The 17,178-nt window shown below is 63.0% G+C and carries 14 protein-coding genes; 3 read left to right on the top strand and 11 right to left on the bottom strand.

The genetic code is table 11. The annotated features are described in order from the left end of the window. Nucleotides 1–171: 171 nt before the first annotated feature. From serB to QM649_RS12500, 3 genes are read right to left on the bottom strand one after another with little or no spacing between them, the layout of a single operon-like run. Complete coding sequence (gene serB, locus QM649_RS12490) at nt 172–1,425, bottom strand: phosphoserine phosphatase SerB (RefSeq protein WP_415199375.1); 1,254 nt, start codon at nt 1,423–1,425, stop codon at nt 172–174. A gap of 32 nt (nt 1,426–1,457) precedes the next feature. Further along, the gene (locus QM649_RS12495; protein ID WP_415199376.1) at nt 1,458–1,844 is read right to left on the bottom strand and encodes a type II toxin-antitoxin system VapC family toxin; all 387 of its coding nucleotides are present in this window, start codon (nt 1,842–1,844) and stop codon (nt 1,458–1,460) included. Further along, nucleotides 1,841–2,086, bottom strand: coding sequence for a type II toxin-antitoxin system Phd/YefM family antitoxin (locus QM649_RS12500; RefSeq protein WP_415199377.1), 246 nt, complete (start codon nt 2,084–2,086; stop codon nt 1,841–1,843). The genes QM649_RS12495 and QM649_RS12500 overlap by 4 nt, the downstream gene beginning before the upstream one ends. A gap of 127 nt (nt 2,087–2,213) precedes the next feature. On the opposite strand from QM649_RS12500, the gene QM649_RS12505 reads away from it, so the two are divergent. Beyond that, nucleotides 2,214–4,190 (top strand): serine hydrolase domain-containing protein, encoded by a 1,977-nt coding sequence (locus tag QM649_RS12505; protein WP_415199378.1) that lies wholly within the window; start codon nt 2,214–2,216, stop codon nt 4,188–4,190. Nucleotides 4,191–4,402: 212 nt separating this feature from the next. After that, entirely contained in the window at nt 4,403–7,198 is a 2,796-nt protein-coding gene (gene acnA, locus QM649_RS12510) for an aconitate hydratase AcnA (protein ID WP_415199379.1), read from the top strand. A 239-nt stretch (nt 7,199–7,437) separates the two neighbouring features. Here acnA and QM649_RS12515 read toward each other — a convergent pair whose 3' ends face one another. The 8 genes from QM649_RS12515 to QM649_RS12550 form a co-directional block, all read right to left on the bottom strand. Then, the gene (locus QM649_RS12515; protein ID WP_415199380.1) at nt 7,438–8,652 is read right to left on the bottom strand and encodes an MFS transporter; all 1,215 of its coding nucleotides are present in this window, start codon (nt 8,650–8,652) and stop codon (nt 7,438–7,440) included. 229 nt (nt 8,653–8,881) lie between these two features. Continuing rightward, the gene (locus QM649_RS12520) at nt 8,882–9,097 is read right to left on the bottom strand and encodes a hypothetical protein (protein ID WP_415199388.1); all 216 of its coding nucleotides are present in this window, start codon (nt 9,095–9,097) and stop codon (nt 8,882–8,884) included. Nucleotides 9,098–9,241: 144 nt separating this feature from the next. Then, on the bottom strand, nt 9,242–10,261 hold the full coding sequence (gene add / locus QM649_RS12525; RefSeq protein ID WP_415199381.1) for an adenosine deaminase: 1,020 nt from the start codon (nt 10,259–10,261) through the stop codon (nt 9,242–9,244). Continuing rightward, on the bottom strand, nt 10,245–11,285 hold the full coding sequence (locus QM649_RS12530; protein ID WP_415199382.1) for a diguanylate cyclase domain-containing protein: 1,041 nt from the start codon (nt 11,283–11,285) through the stop codon (nt 10,245–10,247). The genes add and QM649_RS12530 overlap by 17 nt, the downstream gene beginning before the upstream one ends. A 297-nt stretch (nt 11,286–11,582) precedes the next feature. Further along, nucleotides 11,583–12,572 (bottom strand): radical SAM protein, encoded by a 990-nt coding sequence (locus QM649_RS12535; protein ID WP_415199389.1) that lies wholly within the window; start codon nt 12,570–12,572, stop codon nt 11,583–11,585. Nucleotides 12,573–12,999: 427 nt separating this feature from the next. Continuing rightward, nucleotides 13,000–13,848, bottom strand: coding sequence for a PDZ domain-containing protein (locus QM649_RS12540; RefSeq protein WP_415199383.1), 849 nt, complete (start codon nt 13,846–13,848; stop codon nt 13,000–13,002). A 188-nt stretch (nt 13,849–14,036) separates the two neighbouring features. Next, entirely contained in the window at nt 14,037–15,065 is a 1,029-nt protein-coding gene (locus QM649_RS12545; RefSeq protein WP_415199384.1) for a HEAT repeat domain-containing protein, read from the bottom strand. A gap of 152 nt (nt 15,066–15,217) precedes the next feature. Further along, the gene (locus QM649_RS12550) at nt 15,218–15,814 is read right to left on the bottom strand and encodes an RNA polymerase sigma factor (protein WP_415199390.1); all 597 of its coding nucleotides are present in this window, start codon (nt 15,812–15,814) and stop codon (nt 15,218–15,220) included. Between the two features lie 602 nt (nt 15,815–16,416). Here QM649_RS12550 and QM649_RS12555 point away from each other — a divergent pair. Further along, nucleotides 16,417–17,163, top strand: a complete 747-nt coding sequence (locus tag QM649_RS12555; RefSeq protein WP_415199385.1) for a reverse transcriptase-like protein — start codon at nt 16,417–16,419, stop codon at nt 17,161–17,163. The last annotated feature ends 15 nt before the right edge of the window (nt 17,164–17,178 follow it).

Consider the following 17,178-nt stretch of genomic DNA (forward strand, 5'->3'; position numbering starts at 1 on the left):
TGTCCGCGCCCCTCGTGTATTTCCACCAAACTTTGTCATCCCGACCGGAGCGAAGCGAAGTGGAGGGACCTGCGGTTCTTGCTGCTCAGGTCGAAATAACAAAGTTATTTTCTGAACACCAAAGATCAGGGTGCGCCATCCAGGTTCCGCTTGGATGGCAGTGCAATCCCTCTACAGCTCCTCCGGAATCTCCACCGGCTGAAAGCACGCCAGGTTTTCGATATCCCGATCGCGCACGCCAATGAGGTAGAGCAGGCTGTCGAGCCCCAGATGCGTGAGCGAGTGGCTTGCGCTCGCGCGCACCAGCGGCTTTGCACGGAAGGCGATGCCCATCCCGGCCAGCTTCAGCATGGGCAGATCGTTCGCGCCGTCGCCGACAGCAATGACTTGCTCAAGTGAAATATTCTCGCGCGTGGCGATCTCGCGCAGCGCCTTGGCCTTGCGTGCGCCGTCCACGATGGAGCCCGTCACCTCACCTGTCACCGCGCCGTTCGTCATCTCCAGCTCATTCGCATACACGTAGTCGATGCCGAAGCGCTGCTGCAGGTGATGCGCGAAGAATGTAAATCCTCCGGAGAGAATCGCCGTCTTGTAGCCCAGCGTCTTCAGCGTGCAGATCAGCTGCTCGGCGCCTTCGGTCAGCGGAATCCTGCCCAGCAGCTCGCGCACGCGCGCCTCGGGCAGCCCCTTGAGCAGGCCCACGCGACGGCGGAAGCTTTCAGAGAATGGGATCTCGCCACGCATCGCGGACTCGGTGATCCTGACGACCTGATCCCCCACACCGGCCAGCTTCGCCAGCTCGTCGATCACTTCGCCCTGGATCAGTGTCGAGTCCATGTCAAAGGCGAAGAGCCGCCGGTTGCGGCGGAAGATCGACTCGCGCTGGAAGGCTACGTCGATCGGGAAGCGCTGTGCCACTTCGAGCAGGGCCGACTTCATCTCGTCCTGAGACTGTGCCTGCCCGCTCGCATGGATTTCCACGCAGGCATTCGCATCGGGCGTGTGTACCGCGAGCGAGAGCCGGCCCGAGAGCCGCTCGATGCGGTCGATGTTCAAACCCTGATCTGTAACCACGGCTGTGACAGAAGAGAGATGCGCGGCAGTAATCGACCGCCCGAGCACGGTGAGGATGAAGCGGTCCTTGCCCTGCAGCGAGAGCCAGTGCGCCAGCGCCTCGGCGGAGATCGGCGTGAAGCGCAACCGCAGCCCAAGCGCCTCGGCTTTATCTTCAAGCCGAGCCTGCAACGGCGCGAACTCCGCGCCCGCAGGCAGCTCGACCAGCAGGCCCAGCGCCAGCGTCTCGTGCACCACGGCCTGTCCAATGTCGAGGATGGATGCGTCGAAGTCTGCAAGGATGCCGGTCAACGCGGCGGTCAGCCCGGGATGATCCTGCCCGGAAAAATGCAACAGTACAGTCTGGCTCATGGCTCTTTCAGGCTAGCAGGACAGGCGGCCGTTTAGACCTGCTGCACCGGTCCCTGATACTTCGCTACAAGCAGATCTGCGGTCAGCAGGATAAGTCCCTCCATGTTCGCCTGCGCGATCAGCATGCGGTCGAACGGATCTCGATGCAGCATGGGGAGGTTCTCGACAGCCATGGCGTGATCGCTGGTGATCGCCAGCTCCTTGTAGCCGCTCGCAAGCAGGCCGCGCCGAAGGCGCTGCGTATCGACATGGAAATCTTCGCGTCGCAGGCTATTCTTGATCGCGATTTCCCAAAGATTGACAGCGCTGAAATAGAGCAGATGCGAGCGGTCGAGCATGAGTTTGCGCGCCGCTTCAGGCAGCCGGGACTGCTGACTCGCCGCCCATAGCAGGAGATGCGTGTCTAAAAGAAGCTTCACGCTTCTCCGTAGAACATGCGTTCGATCTCTTCCTGCCCCATGCGATCGAAATCATCCGGTATTTGGAACTCACCTTCGAGAAAACCGAGCCGCTCCTCTGCTATGGCTTCCGGCGCGTGCAGGGGCACAACCTTGACGAGCGGTTTCCCGGCCTTGGCGATAATGAATGGCTCACCATTTACGGCTTCGTCCACCAGCCGTGAAAGGTGCGTCTTTGCTTCGTGCATATTGACTTCACGCATGGCTGGCTCCTATGGACTTAGTCTGGTCGACTTAGTCTATTATATCGCGGATTTTGCCTCTGCTTTCTGCGGTACTCTGGCTCCTCTGTTGCTTCTCCTCATGATCTCTGGAAGGACGCTAGACCCAATGCCCGATCAGCCACGCCTTGCCCCGACCGATCCCGTCCTCCCCGGTTGTGACCACCCAACCCCACTCCCCGACGGATGGACCCTTGCGAGCGAATCGCCGCTTACGCTTGCCGGGCCCGAAGGCGATCTCTCGCTCGTGCTCATCCGCGCGCCGCTGCAGGAGGACCTCGCCGCGCAGACGCTGGCCGCATGGCAGAGCCATGAGCCGGGCTTTGCCGCGCCCGTGCGCCAGCAGGTGGAAGCGCCCTCGGCCAACGGCTGGGAGCGCGTCGTGCAGATCGTCTATGAGCGCCCTGCCGCCGAGTCACGCCTGGCCATCGCCCTCGTGCGCATCTTCGCGGGCTTCGCCTATATCGTGCTCATCGATGCGGCCATCGCCGCGTACAGCCGCCGTGGAGCACAGATCCTGGAGCTTGTGGAGGCATGGAAACCCTCCGGTCTCGTCGAGGCGAATCTCGCCGGCGTTGCAGCGAAGCCTTTCGGCGAAGAGGAGCGCGTGGCGCTTGAAAGCTTTCTCCGTCCCGCGCTCGAGCGCTTCGGCATTCCCGGCGCAGCCATCGCCATCGTGCAGAATGGCAAGACGGTCTACGCCGAGGGATTCGGCGTCTGCCGTGCAGGAGGCAGCGATGCCGTCACGCCGGAGACGCGCTTCATGATCGGCTCGACCACCAAGCCGCTCACCTCGCTGCTGATGGCACGGCTGGTCGATCGCGGGCTCTTCGCATGGTCCACGCCGGTGACCGAGGTTCTGCCCGGCTTTGCCCTCGCCGATGCCGCCACCACGGCGCGTCTCACCATGCGGCATACCGTCAGCGCCTCCACCGGCATGCCTCGCCGCGACTTCGACATGCTCTTCCGCTATCGCGGTGTCACGCCCGAGGACCGCATCGCCGAGATGCGGCAGATGAGCCCCACTACCGGCTTTGGCGAGGTCTTTCAGTATTCGAATTACCTCGTCGCCGCAGGAGGCTATGCTGCCGCTCACGCCTACGCGCCGGAACCCGATCTTCAATCGGCTGCGGTGAAGGCCTTTGACGAGGTCATCTTCGCGCCGCTCGGCATGAAGCGCAGCCGGCTGTTGCATGCGCCGGAAGCGGGCGATGCAGCGCCGCATGGTTTCAATCTCGCGGGCGACGCCGTGCCCATCGATCCGGTCATCGAGCAATTTCCTGATCCCACCGCGCCTTCGGGTTCGGCGTGGTCCACGGTGCTCGACATGGCGAACTACCTTCACTTCGAGCTGAGCGGAGGTCTCGCTCCGGATGGCGAGCGGTTGCTTTCGCCGGGGAATCTTGCTGCGCGCCGCACGCAAGCCATTCGGATCGGCGATCGTCACGGCTATGGTCTCGGCCTCTTTCTTCAGCAGCAGTACGGTCTCCAGCTCATCGGGCACGGTGGCAATACTCTGGGCTTTTCTTCGGACATGTTCTTCCTGCCCGGCCCTGAAGAGGGGCATGGCCTCGGCGTGGTTGTGCTCACGAATGCTCGCGCCGTGAATGACTTTCTCGCAGCCTTGCAGCAGCGCATCCTCGAACTCTTCTTCGGCGCTTCCGCGCAGGCCGATGCCATGCTCGAATCCTCCTGCAAGGCGCGCTCGGAAGCGACAGCCCTGCGCCTGGAACGCGTCCAGACTTCACCGGAAGCTACGGCGTGGATCGCCTCACTCCTCGGCGACTACCGCAGCGAGGAGCTGGGCTCTGCGCGCGTCGTGCGCGACGGCGATGGCTTTGTGATGCACTGCGAATCCTGGTCCAGTGCTCTCGGCACGCGGCAGGATGTATCCGGCAAAAACCTGCTCGTGCTGACCAGCGCTCCGTGGAATGGGGAATTTCGATTCCAGCCAGTCGAAGACGGCTCCGTGCTCCTGCTTGATGGCGGCCAGCAGAAATACCGCTTCGTCCGTCTGGGTGTAGAAACCAGCCAACTGCCTTATATCGGACCTGAACGGTCGGAATCCCCATTTGAAATGTCCTAGAATAATCACAGGACGATGAGCACGATGCTTATGCCGCCGCTTCTCAAGCGCTTTCGACACGGTCGCCCGGACCGTGGACGGTTCCTCTCCCTGTAGGCTCTCTTTCTCCCGTCGTAAGATGGGCGCGCTTTCCTGCGCTCGCCAACGACGCCGGTCCTGCTACAGGGACCCCCACAGGCCATCGCGCCTACCAAGTTCACATCGAGGACTCAATGAGCACTTCCAAGAACTCCTTCGGCAGCCAGACCATGCTGACTTCTGGCGGCAAGACCTACGAACTCTATCGCCTGGGCGCGCTCGAATCGAAGGGCGTGAATCTCAGCCGCCTGCCGTACAGCCTGCGTATCCTGCTCGAGAACCTGCTCCGCCGCGAAGACGGCGAGTCGGTCACCGCCTCCGACATCGAGTTCCTCGCCAAGTGGGATCCCAAGGCTGAGCCGAACCGCGAAATCGCCTTCATGCCCGCCCGCGTCCTCATGCAGGACTTCACCGGCGTGCCGGCCATCGTCGATCTCGCCGCCATGCGCGACGCGATGAAGCTCCTCGGCGGCGATCCGCAGAAGATCAACCCGCTGCAGCCAGCCGAGCTGGTCATCGACCACTCCGTGCAGGTGGACGAGTACGGCACCTCGAACTCCTACTCGCTCAACTCGCTGCTCGAGTTCCAGCGCAATCGCGAGCGCTATGCCTTCCTCAAGTGGGGACAGTCGGCCTTCCATAATTTCTCGGCCGTGCCCCCGGGCATGGGCATCTGCCATCAGGTCAACCTCGAGTACCTCGCCCGCGTCGTCTTCACGCTCGCGACCGACGGCAAGTCTGTGGCCTATCCCGACACGCTCGTCGGCACCGACTCGCACACCACGATGATCAACGGCCTCGGCGTCCTCGGATGGGGCGTCGGCGGCATTGAAGCCGAGGCGGCCATGCTCGGCCAGCCAGTTTCGATGCTCGTGCCTCAGGTCGTCGGCTTCAAGCTCACCGGCAAGCTGCGCGAAGGCGCCACCGCCACCGATCTCGTCCTCACCGTCACCGAGATGCTGCGCAAGCTCGGCGTAGTGGGCAAGTTTGTCGAGTTCTACGGCGCCGGCATCTCCGAGCTTTCGCTCGCTGACCGCGCCACCATCGCCAACATGGCTCCCGAATACGGCGCCACCTGCGGCATCTTCCCGGTCGACGCCGAGACGCTGCGCTTCCTGCGCCTCAGCGGCCGCAGTGAGGAGCAGATCGCCCTCGTCGAGGCCTACTACAAGGAGCAGGGCCTCTTCCACTCCATCGATGCACCCGAAGCCGAGTACTCCGCGACCCTGTCGCTCGATCTCGCCACGGTCGAGCCCAGCGTGGCCGGACCCAAGCGCCCGCAGGATCGCGTGCTGCTGCGCGAGACCGGCGCTTCGTTCGCGAAGCAGTTGCCGAACCTCCTCGGACCCAACGCCGGCAAGAACGGCGAGCGCCAGGTTGTCCGCTGGGAAGGGGAAGGCGGCCATCCGGCTGAGACCATCGATGCCGCCCAGGGCGTGCACGAGTCCGGTCCCACCATCTCGGTGAAGGAGCGTTTCAATGTCGACGTCGACAAGTACCTCGACAACGGCTCCATCGTCATCGCCGCCATCACCAGCTGCACCAACACCTCGAACCCTTCGGTGATGATCGCCGCCGGCATTCTCGCGAAGAAGGCCGTTGAGAAGGGTCTCAGCGTTCCGCCGTGGGTCAAGACCTCGCTTGCACCCGGTTCGCGCGTCGTGACCGACTACTACGAGAAGGCTGGCCTGCTGCCGTACCTCGACAAGCTGCGCTTCAACGTCGTCGGTTACGGCTGCACCACCTGCATCGGCAACTCCGGCCCGCTGCCCACCGACGTTTCGAAGTCCATCGAGGATCACGGCCTGGTCGCCGTCTCGGTCCTCTCCGGCAATCGCAACTTCGAGGGCCGCATCAACTCTGACGTGCGCGCGAACTACCTCATGTCGCCGCCGCTGGTCGTCGCCTACGCGCTGGCTGGCCGCATCGATCATGACTTCGACGCGACGCCCATCGGCAAGGGCAAGGACGGCGATGTCTTCCTGAAGGACATCTGGCCTTCGCAGCAGGAAGTCGCCGATGCCATCGAGTCCTCGATCAGCTCCGAGATCTTCCTCAAGGAGTACGCGACGGTCGCCGACGGCGATGCCAACTGGCAGCAGCTCAAGTTCCCCACCGGCGACGTTTACCAGTGGGAGGGCGACTCCACCTACATCCGCAAGGCTCCGTACTTTGACGGCATGCCGGCTACCCCGGCTCCGGTCGAAGACATCGCCTCGGCCCGCGTCCTCGCGGTGCTCGGCGACTCGGTGACCACGGATCACATCTCGCCCGCAGGCTCCATCAAGGCCAACGGACCGGCCGGCAAGTACCTCGCCGAGCACGGCGTCAAGGCAGCGGACTTCAACTCCTACGGCTCGCGTCGCGGCAACCACGAAGTCATGGTTCGCGGCACCTTCGCCAATGTCCGCCTGCGCAACAAGCTGGCTCCGGGCACCGAAGGTGGCGTCACCCGCCTGCTGCCCGAGGGAGAAGGCATGAGCATCTTCGACGCATCGGTCATCTACGCCGAGCGCAAGACCCCGCTCATCGTTCTCGCGGGCAAGGAGTACGGTTCTGGCTCGTCGCGTGACTGGGCGGCCAAGGGACCGAAGCTCCTCGGCGTCCGTGCGGTCATCGCGGAGAGCTACGAGCGCATCCACCGTTCGAACCTCGTCGGCATGGGCATCCTGCCCCTGCAGTTCGCCGAGGGTCAGAATGTCGAAAGCCTCGGCCTGACCGGCGAAGAGGTCTTCGACTTCCCCGGCCTCAAGGCGCTGCTCGACGCGAAGTTCGCCAATGGCCGCACCCTGAAAGTGAAGACGACCGCAGCTGACGGCTCCGTGAAGGAGTTCGAGGCCAAGGTGCGCATCGACACTCCGCAGGAGATCGGCTACTACGAGCACGGCGGCATCCTGCAGTACGTGCTGCGCGGTCTGGCTAAGAGCTAGCTTTTAGCTGCTAGCCTTTAGCTTCTAGCTCAAAGACAAAAGCCCTTCGCGCGAAAACGCGAGGGGCTTTTCTTCTTCCACGATTTTTCATTCCGAGCGAGCGGAGCGAGTTCGAGGAATCTGCGGTTTGCTCGGCATGACGAGGATAGGGGGCCCGTCCAAGCTACGCCTGGGCGGGAGGGTAGTCGCTCATAAGCGAGAGCAGAGCGCACGAAATCTGCCCGCCTCGCCCATCACGATCACGCAATTCGATCATGGCGCTTGATCTGAAACGCAAGCGCACACGATGCAGCCGCAGCCATGGGGATGCCGAGTATCCAGGGGAGGCGAGCACCAAGTGCGTAGATCGCGGTACCCGTTGCAGGTCCAAGTGAATCCTTCAGATCGCTCGCAACCGATGTCGCGGCCTGATACGTGGCCTTTGCATGCGCCGGAGCGAGTGCGTGGACGATGGTTGGGATCAATGGACCGATGAGCATCTCCGCCATTGAAAAGCACGTAATGGCGATCACCAGCATCTCGACGCGGGCAGAGAGGCCGACGCAGGAAAATCCAGCCATGAGAGCTGCGCCGCTCGCCAGAATCATGCGAAATCCAGAAGCCCTGGCCAATGCCCGCGTGACCGGAAGCTGAAAGCACACGACCAGCAGCGACGCATAAGAGAACAGCAGTCCTACTCCCGATGCCGTGAGCGTGCCTGCATCCCGGGCATAGAGCGGCAGAACGCACTCAACCCAGCTGCCTGCAACCTCCAGAATCATGAACCAGAGCAGCAGCAATGCCAGCCGGCTGTCTCGAAATGCTGGCATGAGATTGGCGAATCCCTCTTCTTCCTCCTCTTCGGGTTCACCGCTTCTCTCAAGCGTTTCGGGTAGGAACAAGGCGGAGATCAGCGTGCCGCATAGAAGTGCAGCGGCGCTCCCGAGGAATACATCTCCCAGAGAGAGCTTCGCCAGAAGTGCGCCGCAGAGCGGCCCTGCCACTCGACCTGCATTCAGCGCAACGCGTCCACGGGCGAATCGCTGGCGTCTTTGATCGGCCGGGGAACTGTCGGCGATCACGGTGAAGATGGTAGGGTGCACCACGCTCTCGCATACGCCGATGAAGAGCAGGAGGAGCACGGAAGCGATTACGCCGTGGCAGAATGTGAGCGCCAGCAGTCCCGTGCCTACACCTGCAGTGGAGAAGGTCGCGACCGGACGTCTGCCGATACGATCTGCGATTCCTCCAATGAAAGGGGCAGCGAGCAGTTCACCCCCGGCATAACAGGCGAGCAGCAGGCCGATATATGGCACGGGGATTCCGGCCTGCAGGTGCGCCCAGAGCGCAAAAAACGGCAAGATGCTTCCGTCTGCAAATCCGATTAGGAAAAGAAGCAAAACGGCGATGGAGGCTGGTTGTTTCGACGGGAAGATCGCGGAAAACAGAAGGGTCGATTTCTTTTCAAAAAGCATTTACGTTACCCACGCAAGAGAGTTGGGCCAGCCCGTGGGCTGGTCTTGAACTTTGCGCGTTGATTCACGTAAAACGCTTACGACCGCTCTGAAAGCGACCTTTCCATTTTATCTTCGGAGGCTCGGGCGCACAAATAGAGGTGACGGAGTCAGTGCTGAAATTTCGTCAGGCAGACGCAGAAAAGCCCCGGCGATGCCGGGGCTTTTCTCATGCATTGTTGCGCGGGAGCTATGTCCCGACGCCGTACTCCGCTTCCGAGTACGTATCGCCCGCGTGGGCGTAGAAGTCTTCCGGCTTCCGGTTCTTAAACTTGTAGCGGATTCGCAGCTCTCGTCCGACATACAATCCCAGCGCGGCCACTCCGACCGCGACTGAGGCCCAGCCCAGGGCGCGCAGCGCAAGGCTCTCGTCCGACTCCGACTTCCGGCAGAATGCAGGCAACATACTCACAGGAAAACCCATCCTTCCGCGGCGCCGACGCACCGCGATGCCATCATGATAGCCCAGTTTCTCATCTCGCCCGGCCGCTTTCTTGCCCGGCCGGATACCACTTCGGTTCCATATCGCCCACAGCCTGTTGCTCATGTCCTACTTCAGGCTGTTGATTCGATGCAGCAGCTCGACCTTTCGTTCTGCGGGCAAAAAGCTCGCTTCGATCGAATTCGCCGCAAGCTCCCGCAGGTGCTCCTCGTGAAAATCGAAGCTCTCTTCCGCCAGCCGGTACTCGCTCTCGAGCGAGCAGTGGAACATGGCCGGGTCGTCCGAGTTCAGCGTCACCATCAGTCCCGCGTCGAAGCAGCGCCGCACCGGATGATCGGCCAGCTGCGGGCAGCAGTCCGTCGCCACATTGGACGAAATGCATACCTCGATCGGCACCTGCCGCTCGGCGAGAACTTCCATCAGCTCCGCGTCCTGGATCGCGGAGAGTCCGTGCCCGATGCGCTCCGCGCCGATATTGAGCGCGCCCCAGATGCTCTCCGGCCCCGTCGTTTCGCCTGCGTGCGCGGTCAGATGCAGCCCGGCGGCCTTTGCCTCGGCGTACAGTTCGCGGAAGAGCTCAGGGCCGGCCTGACGCTCGTCGCCGCCGATGCCGATGCCCACAATGGATGCATGTTGGTGCTTCATCTCTGCGGCCTTGCGGAAGACCCGTGCCGCCGCATCTACGCCGAATTGCCGCACCGCGTCGAAGATCCAGTAGAGGGTGATGCCGAAGTCCGCCTCGGCCCGCAGCCGTGCGCGCTCCATGCCCGCGAAGAGCGGTTCGAACTCCGAGCGGCCCCAGAAGTACACCACACCCACGGCCACGTAGACCTCGGCATGCACCACACCTTGCGTGGCCAGCCGCTCCAGCATGGCATAGGTGATCAGCTCGTAGTCCTCGGCCGTGCGCAACCGCTCGGAGACAGCCTTGAAGGCCATCAGGAAGCCGGTGAAATCCGTGTACTGGTAGATGGCGGCCGCCGCGTCGAGTGTCAGCGGCTCCTCGTCATGCCGGCGGCTCAGTTCGACCAGCGTCGCCGGCTCTACCGTGCCTTCCAGGTGCAAGTGCAGTTCCGCTTTCGGCAGCCGCCGCAGAAATTCCTGTCCGGATTCAGGCCTGCCCAACACCGGCCTCGTTCAGCGTGGACTGCGCCTTGCGCGTCCGCTTTGCCGCATACATTGCCTGGTCGGCGGCTTCGATCAGTCCGTCGATCTCCGAGCTGTCTTCGGGATAAACCGCCGTCCCGATGCTCGCATTCAGGTTCAGGTCGTGATCTTCAAACTGGAATGGCTGCACGATAGTGGATGAGATGCGGTGGACTGCCTCAAGGACGCTGTCGCGGTCCCGGATCTCGGAGAGAATGACGCCGAATTCGTCGCCGCCCAGCCGTGCCACCGTGTCCGCCTCGCGCGAGGTATTGCGGATGCGCTGCGCCGTCTCCCGGATCGCCGAGTCGCCCGCGCGATGCCCATAGCGATCGTTGATCTGCTTCAGGCAATCCATGTCCAGGTTCAGGACACCGATACCGCTGCCCTGCCGGCGCGCCTGGGCCAGCCGCTGGCGGAGCCGGTCATAGAACAGCGCGCGGTTGGCAAGGCCGGTCAGCGCGTCGTGCGTGGCCCGGTAATAGAGCTCGCTGGCCTCGCTGCGCGCGGCGTGGAACATGGCCGCTGCGATCAGATCGCACATCATCCCCAGGATCGCCACGTCCTTCTCGTCGAAGGCATTTGCGTCGACACCGGCGATCTTCAGCACGCCGACCGTGGTGCCGTCATAATCGAGCGGGGCCACCACCAGCGAGCGCAGTCCCACGCGGCGGCAGGCCGCCCGGTCCACGCGGTCGTCGGTTTCCGAATCGTCACAGCGCAGCACCTGACCCTGCGCCACGCACAGGCCGGAGAGGCTGCCTTCGCGGCCGAGCCGCAGTCCGAGGTGCGATCCGGCAATGCCCGTGGCCGCGCGATACACCATGTCCGAACCTTCGGCCAGCTCGACGATAGCGCCGCTCGCCTCCGTCAGGTTCTGTACCCGGTCCGCCACCAGGCTCATCACCGCGCCAAGGTCCAGTCCGAGCCGGGCGATCTCGGTCTGGGTGCGAATGACCTCTTTAAGAATCCGAGGATCAAGGGCGACGTCGGTGGAAAAGTCCATGAAGTTTGAGCCTTAAACATGATGCCGGGTTAGGGATTGGGCGTGACAAAAATCGCGCTCGACCTGCTGGCTTTCTGCAAACAGCATCGACACCGGGATTAGAAAGGGTTAATGCGAGGGGGCCTAGTCGCTAGTGTACGCAGAACAATGCCAAATTGGGACAGCAAAATGCCGCCGTGAGGGCCAGGATTCTTGACATTTCGCGATGCAGGAGCTGCTTTTTGTGGAAGTAAAAAGCCTGTCACTTCGCTGGGCGAAAGGACAGGCTCTTCGGTGCAATTCGCGAATGAAATTGCTCTAGGTGTGGATATTCACCAGGCCGTCGGCTGAGCCCGGCGAGACCCGCGAGGTCTGCGGCGCGCGCCAGTGGTCGATGTAGGAGATCTGGTGGACGCAGCTGATGGTGCAGTGCGGCGCGCAGGTCTTCTCGGTGAGGAACTCCCGCTTCACGTCGGCCTTGGTGTACTCGCCCAGCGGCACGCCGGGGAAGCCGCGCTGCTGCGAGCAGTAATGCACCAGCCCGTTTTCGCAGATGTAGATGTAGCGCGAGCCCGCGCGGCAGCGCCAGTCGTTCGGCTGCGCATTGGCGATCGCTTCCTGGAACTTGTTGAAACGGGAATAGTTCTTCTTGTTCCAGCCACGCATCTCCTGCCATACGGCACGCTCGCGTCCGCCCAGCGGCTTCAGCTGGCCGTCGCCGTCGTGGATGATGCCGATGGTGGAGGTAAAGCCCAATTCCAGCGCCCGGCGGCCGATCGTGAGTGCGTCCTCGGGGTTCGAGATGCCGCCGCCCACCACCGAATTGATGTTCACGTGGAACTCGGCGTACTCCGAGAGCCACTGCAGCTTCTTGTCCAAGACCTTGAGGCTCTTTTTCGAGACCTCGTCCGGATTGATGTTGTCGATCGAGATCTGCAGGTGGTCGAGGCCGGCGCGGTTCAGCCGCTCAATGCGCTCCGGAACCAGGTAGTAGCCGTTGGTGATCATGCCGGCCAGTGCGCCGTTCTTGCGAATGCGGCGGATGATCACGTCGAGGTCGGGATGCGTGGTCGGCTCGCCGCCCGAGATGGTGATGATGCTGGTGCCCAACCGTCCCAGGTGGTCGATGCGGCGCAGCATCTCGTCGAGCGGCACCGGGTCGGAGACCTTGTCGTACTCGTTGCAGTAGGTGCAGGAGAGGTTGCAGAAGCGCATCGGCACGATCTGCGCCATGACCGGGTGACCGGTGCCGGCCAGAGCCCGACCCACGATGGCCAGCTCGCGTACCTTGCGGCTCGCCGCACGCATCTTGCGGATGAAAGGACGCTTCTTGGGCAGGGCCTTCGCTCCGCGCGCTGCGTCCGCTCCGGACTTGTCCGTACCAGGTTGTTGCACGGCCGTAGACATATCTCATCTATTGAATCACAGGGCCAAGTCCTGCCGCGAGCGAACCGGGCCGAACGGGGTTTCCGGAGGGTTGAACGGCGAACTGCAGCTTCCAGCTATGAGCTCTTAACCTCCAGCCGTTGATGCTGGTCGTTGATGCTGGCTGTGAGTTTTTTGGTTGAGCGGATATATGGGTGCCCCATCCAGGCTTGGCTCGGGTGGGAAGGTATGAACTTTTACAGGAAATCGGGCAATATGAGCATTCGCGCCGGAATGTTCCCCCGTGCAAGCCAAGCTCCGGCTTGTATGAGTCACCCTGATTTAGAGGCCAGGAGCTGGAACCTGTTTCTTACCCCTTCTTCTTCGGCTCGCCGTCCTGCAGGCTCACCATGAACTCGCGGTGATTGCGGAAGATCGTCACCTGTACCTGTTTGCCGCGGTTGGCGTGCATGGCCTTGTCCCAGTCGCCCACGGACGCCATGTTCCGGCCGTTCACGCGAGTGACCACGTCACCGGCCTTGAGCCCTGCCGCCGATCCTGCGCTGTTGGCCGCCACGCGCTTCACCAGCAACCCCCGGCCGTCGTGCAGGCCGAAATAATCGGCCAGCTGCGCATTCAATGGATCCAGCTGCAGACCGATGGATGGGCCTCCGAAAAGCAGCGATCCGAAGAAGCCGTAGCTATGGGTCGTGGGCGCGGTCAGCGCGATATCGCCGTCCGAATTCGGGTCGGGCACCACGGTCAGGTTGTCGAGAGCGCTGTGCTCGAGCTGCGCCTGGTCGGCGAGCGTCGCCGAGATGGTCTGCGGCTGGCCGTCGCGGCTCACCAGCAGGGTGACGGCGCGGCCCGGAGGCGTTTCATGCAGCATCCTGCGCAGCAGTTCGGCGTTGGAAACGGCCTGCCCGTTCATTTGCAAAACCACGTCGTGCAGCTTGAGCCCGGCGGAGGCCGCCGGCGCATCGTGATCGAGGGTGATGATCTCCGCGCCCGAAGGATCCTTCAGCTTCAGATCCTTCACCCGGTCGGCGGGAATATCCCGCACGCCGATGCCGAGGTAGCCGGAAACGCTGCCGGTGGCCATCGCCGCCTGCGGCGCGGCCGGCGCGGGATGTCCGGTGCGCATGCCCAGTGCAGTCAGCCCTGACGGCATCACAGCCATGGCCGTTACCGCGAACACCAGCCTCGAAAGATGCTTCATGGCCTTCCTTCTATCGCCGCTCCCTCTGTCGGTGGGGAGCTGGCCGCAAATATGTGACGGTCACAGTGACAAAATGTCACGGGAGATATCACTTCGGCGCAGAGTAATGTTCTGGTTACGAGCGGCCGAAGCCAGAATAGAGTGCAACGAATCGCTGTCCGGCGCAAGAACCAAAGTCGTTGCGTCTGCTATTGCACCTGCACGGCCTGGCTCAGGACCTGCTGCAGCGCGCCACGGATCTGCGGATTGTCGTCGCGCTTGGCCACGGTATGCAGCACCTCGCGCACGCTTGAGTCCGCGCCCACAGGCTCCAGCAGTTCCACGGCATGGGCGCGCACATCGGCGTTCGGATCGCGCATGAGCGCTTCGAGCACCGCGTCGCGGACCTTCACATCGTCGGCCACATAGGGTTGGAGGCCGTCCAGCGCCTCCAGGCGAACCCGGGGGCTGTCGTCATAGAGGAGGGAGACCATCAGCGCGTTACGGACCATCCGGTCGCTGCACAACTGGCCTGTACGGCAGCCGGTGGCGAGCAGTCCGACCGAGTTGTCGCGCACATCGGCATTGACCCGGTTCTTCGCGCCCAGCACCAGCAGCTGGCGGATGCCAGGATCGTTCGGGGAGCCGTGCACCGAGACCGGCACCAGCCGGTTGTAGCGGACTTCCACCTTGTCGCTGCCCGGTTCGGCGAGGATGTTGCTCACGCTGGCGATGTCCGCCAGCTGCTCATCGTTTGAAGCTTCGGGCGCAACCGTCGTTCCTGCGTCGTGAAGTGCTGCCGGTTGCGCCGGGGGAGCCGCGACTTCGTGCTCCGCCTCGATGGTTGTTTCATGGGCATGCAGGCCAGCGTGGTAGCCGCCGTAAGCGCCCGCGCCCAGGCCGGCGATCAGCACTACCGAGGCCGCGATCGGAGCCGTGCGCAGCCGGTGTGCTCCACGAGAGAATCCCTGCGTGAAGCGCAGCAGCCAGCCACCCTGCGGCATCGCGTCCAGCGCCTCTTCCAGGCGCATGCGCGTCCGCGCAACCAGGTTCGGGGACGGTTCCTCGACCGGATACAGCGCCATGGCCCGCATCAGGGCCTGCGCTCCCTCGAGCTCCTGACGGCAGTTTTCACACACGCCGAGGTGCTGCTCGAGTTGGTGCTTCTGGTCGTCGGCAAGCTCGCCGTAGACGGCCAAAGCGATCTGCTCTTGTGCCGTGTCGCACTTCATGGTCATCGGTCTGCCTCACTGCCTCGAAAAGTCTTGCTGCCTCCGCCCTGGGTCACTTTGTGTGCTGCCTATCGCCCATGGGTCGGGGTACTGCTGTGTTTCGCCGCGTCGTGGCGGCGTGTACTGCGTGAATCCGGCACCGCAAATATGGGGAACTTCTATCGCATCTCAGCCAGGTTGTTCCGCAATTTCCGTGTTGCCCGGAAGAGCGTGTTCTTCGCCGTCTCCTCCGTCGTGTTCAACATCTCTCCGATGGTCCGGAGCTTCAACCCTTGGTAATGCTTCAGTTCGAAGACCATCCGCTCGCGCGGGGTGAGCTGGTCGAGTGCCTCGCGGATCTTCGATCCGAGGATCTTCCGGTGCAGCTCACGGTCGGGGTTCGCGCCCGCCCGGTCGTCCGAGATGTTGCTGAGCAGGTCCATCTCCTCGCCCGAGGAGTCCACCATGACTGCCTGATCCTCGCGGCGCGACTTCCGCCGCCGCAGCAGGTCGAGGCACAGGTTCGTCACGATCCGGTATATCCACGTGTAGAACGAGCACTCGAAGCGGAAATTGCCCAGGTAGCGGTATGCCTTGAGGAATGCCTCCTGGTGAATATCTTCGGCATCCTGCTCGGATCCCGTCAGGTGGAGCGCCAGCCGGAGCACCGCCTGATCATATTGACGCACCAGCGCGTCAAACGCTGCGCGTGAGCCCTGTTGCGCCTCGCGGATCAGCTCCATCTCGCTTGCGCGCGCCTGTGGATCGGTCAGCATCCCTCGCGAGGATTGTATCTTTGCCGGCTGCACGGCAGTCGTCGCGCCGGAGTTCACCGGCGAAGCGAAGGGGGAAACAAAACGGAGGGCGTCAGCGGACATCGAGGCTCCTTGCAGGAACAGCGCGAACTGGAAACGATCTCGGGGAACGTCTGGAGCGTACAGCTTCCGCCTGAGTGACGCATCCGCCATCGAATGGTGAGCGCCGGGCAGAGTTTTTCTCGTAGGACTGAATCTTTAGACGGTATTTCCCGCAAAGCGCGAGCGCTCAGGGAAAATTTGCGTCGCAGCTCGTTCGCCCTTCCCCGGTCTTGTCATTCCGACCGAAACGGAGCGAAGTGGAGGAACCCGCGGTTTGTTCGCATCGGCGCGAAAAAGGTTGGGAGGAAAGAACCTGGACGGAGCGGTGCCGAGATGTTCCCCACTCAAGCCAAAACAGGGCTTGCATGGGCCACCAAGGCCGAGGGGGAACCAGCGTCGGCTGCACCCCGCCTCCTGCCCCTATCGTCTACACTCCCAACATGAACAGCCGTCAAGGTGAATTCGGTAGTGGACGGTTGTGGCCGTCGGAAGAAAACTCCTCACAGGAGCCGGAGGAGAGTGTGAAAGAAGCAGCAGCAGGGAAGAGTGAAGGCTCCAGCCGCCTCGTGACCGCCTATTGTGATGGCGGATCGCGCGGCAACCCCGGCCCCTCGGGCTATGGCGTTTACATCGAAGGCGAGACCGGCGAGATGGTCGCCGAGCTGAGCGAGTACCTGGGCAAGCGGACCAACAACTTCGCCGAATATTCGGGCCTGCTGGCCGCGCTCGATTTCGCCGTCCGCGAGGGGCACAGCCGCATGCGCGTCGTCGCCGACTCGGAGCTGATGGTGAAGCAGATCCAGGGCAAGTACCGCGTCAACAGCCCCGACCTGAAGCCGCTCTACGAGGAGGCCAAGCGCCGCATCGCCCGCCTCGACTTCTTCGAGATCCGCCACGTTCTCCGCAACAAGAACAAGGAGGCCGACCGCCTGGCGAATGAAGCTATGGATCGCGGCCAGGGACGCACGGTGAACGTCGCCGCGCAGACCACGTCTGCGACCCGTTCTTCCGCACCCCGGCCGACGGCTCCGTCTGCGCCGCGTCCCGTCGCTGCCGATGCGGTCATGCCGGAGCCCGAGGCCCGTGTGCGCCCGGCATCCGGAAGCGGCGGCATCGTCGTTGCCCCTATCCGTGCAGGAGGCCCCGCGCAGCCCGCACCAGAAGCGCCGAAGACCTTCCGCGGCCTGGTGAAGGGCGGCGTCATCCACCTCGTCGAGGGCAATCTGCCCGACGGCATCTTCGTCCGCATTACGCCCGAACGGCGCTAGCGTTTCTTGCCGGCG

It is taken from the genome of Silvibacterium sp. (assembly GCF_047605705.1).
Classification (GTDB): domain Bacteria; phylum Acidobacteriota; class Terriglobia; order Terriglobales; family Acidobacteriaceae; genus Silvibacterium.

Bases quoted from the DNA above. Each gene is read 5' to 3' on its own strand.
- acnA (WP_415199379.1), top strand. From the start codon at position 4,403: ATGAGCACTTCCAAGAACTCCTTCGGCAGCCAGACCATGCTGACTTCT.
- QM649_RS12535 (WP_415199389.1), bottom strand. From the start codon at position 12,572: ATGCGTGCGGCGAGCCGCAAGGTACGCGAGCTGGCCATCGTGGGTCGG.
- QM649_RS12545 (WP_415199384.1), bottom strand. From the start codon at position 15,065: ATGACCATGAAGTGCGACACGGCACAAGAGCAGATCGCTTTGGCCGTC.
- QM649_RS12550 (WP_415199390.1), bottom strand. From the start codon at position 15,814: ATGCTGACCGATCCACAGGCGCGCGCAAGCGAGATGGAGCTGATCCGC.
- QM649_RS12520 (WP_415199388.1), bottom strand. From the start codon at position 9,097: ATGTTGCCTGCATTCTGCCGGAAGTCGGAGTCGGACGAGAGCCTTGCG.
- QM649_RS12530 (WP_415199382.1), bottom strand. From the start codon at position 11,285: ATGGACTTTTCCACCGACGTCGCCCTTGATCCTCGGATTCTTAAAGAG.
- QM649_RS12515 (WP_415199380.1), bottom strand. From the start codon at position 8,652: ATGCTTTTTGAAAAGAAATCGACCCTTCTGTTTTCCGCGATCTTCCCG.
- QM649_RS12500 (WP_415199377.1), bottom strand. From the start codon at position 2,086: ATGCGTGAAGTCAATATGCACGAAGCAAAGACGCACCTTTCACGGCTG.
- QM649_RS12540 (WP_415199383.1), bottom strand. From the start codon at position 13,848: ATGAAGCATCTTTCGAGGCTGGTGTTCGCGGTAACGGCCATGGCTGTG.
- QM649_RS12505 (WP_415199378.1), top strand. From the start codon at position 2,214: ATGCCCGATCAGCCACGCCTTGCCCCGACCGATCCCGTCCTCCCCGGT.
- serB (WP_415199375.1), bottom strand. From the start codon at position 1,425: ATGAGCCAGACTGTACTGTTGCATTTTTCCGGGCAGGATCATCCCGGG.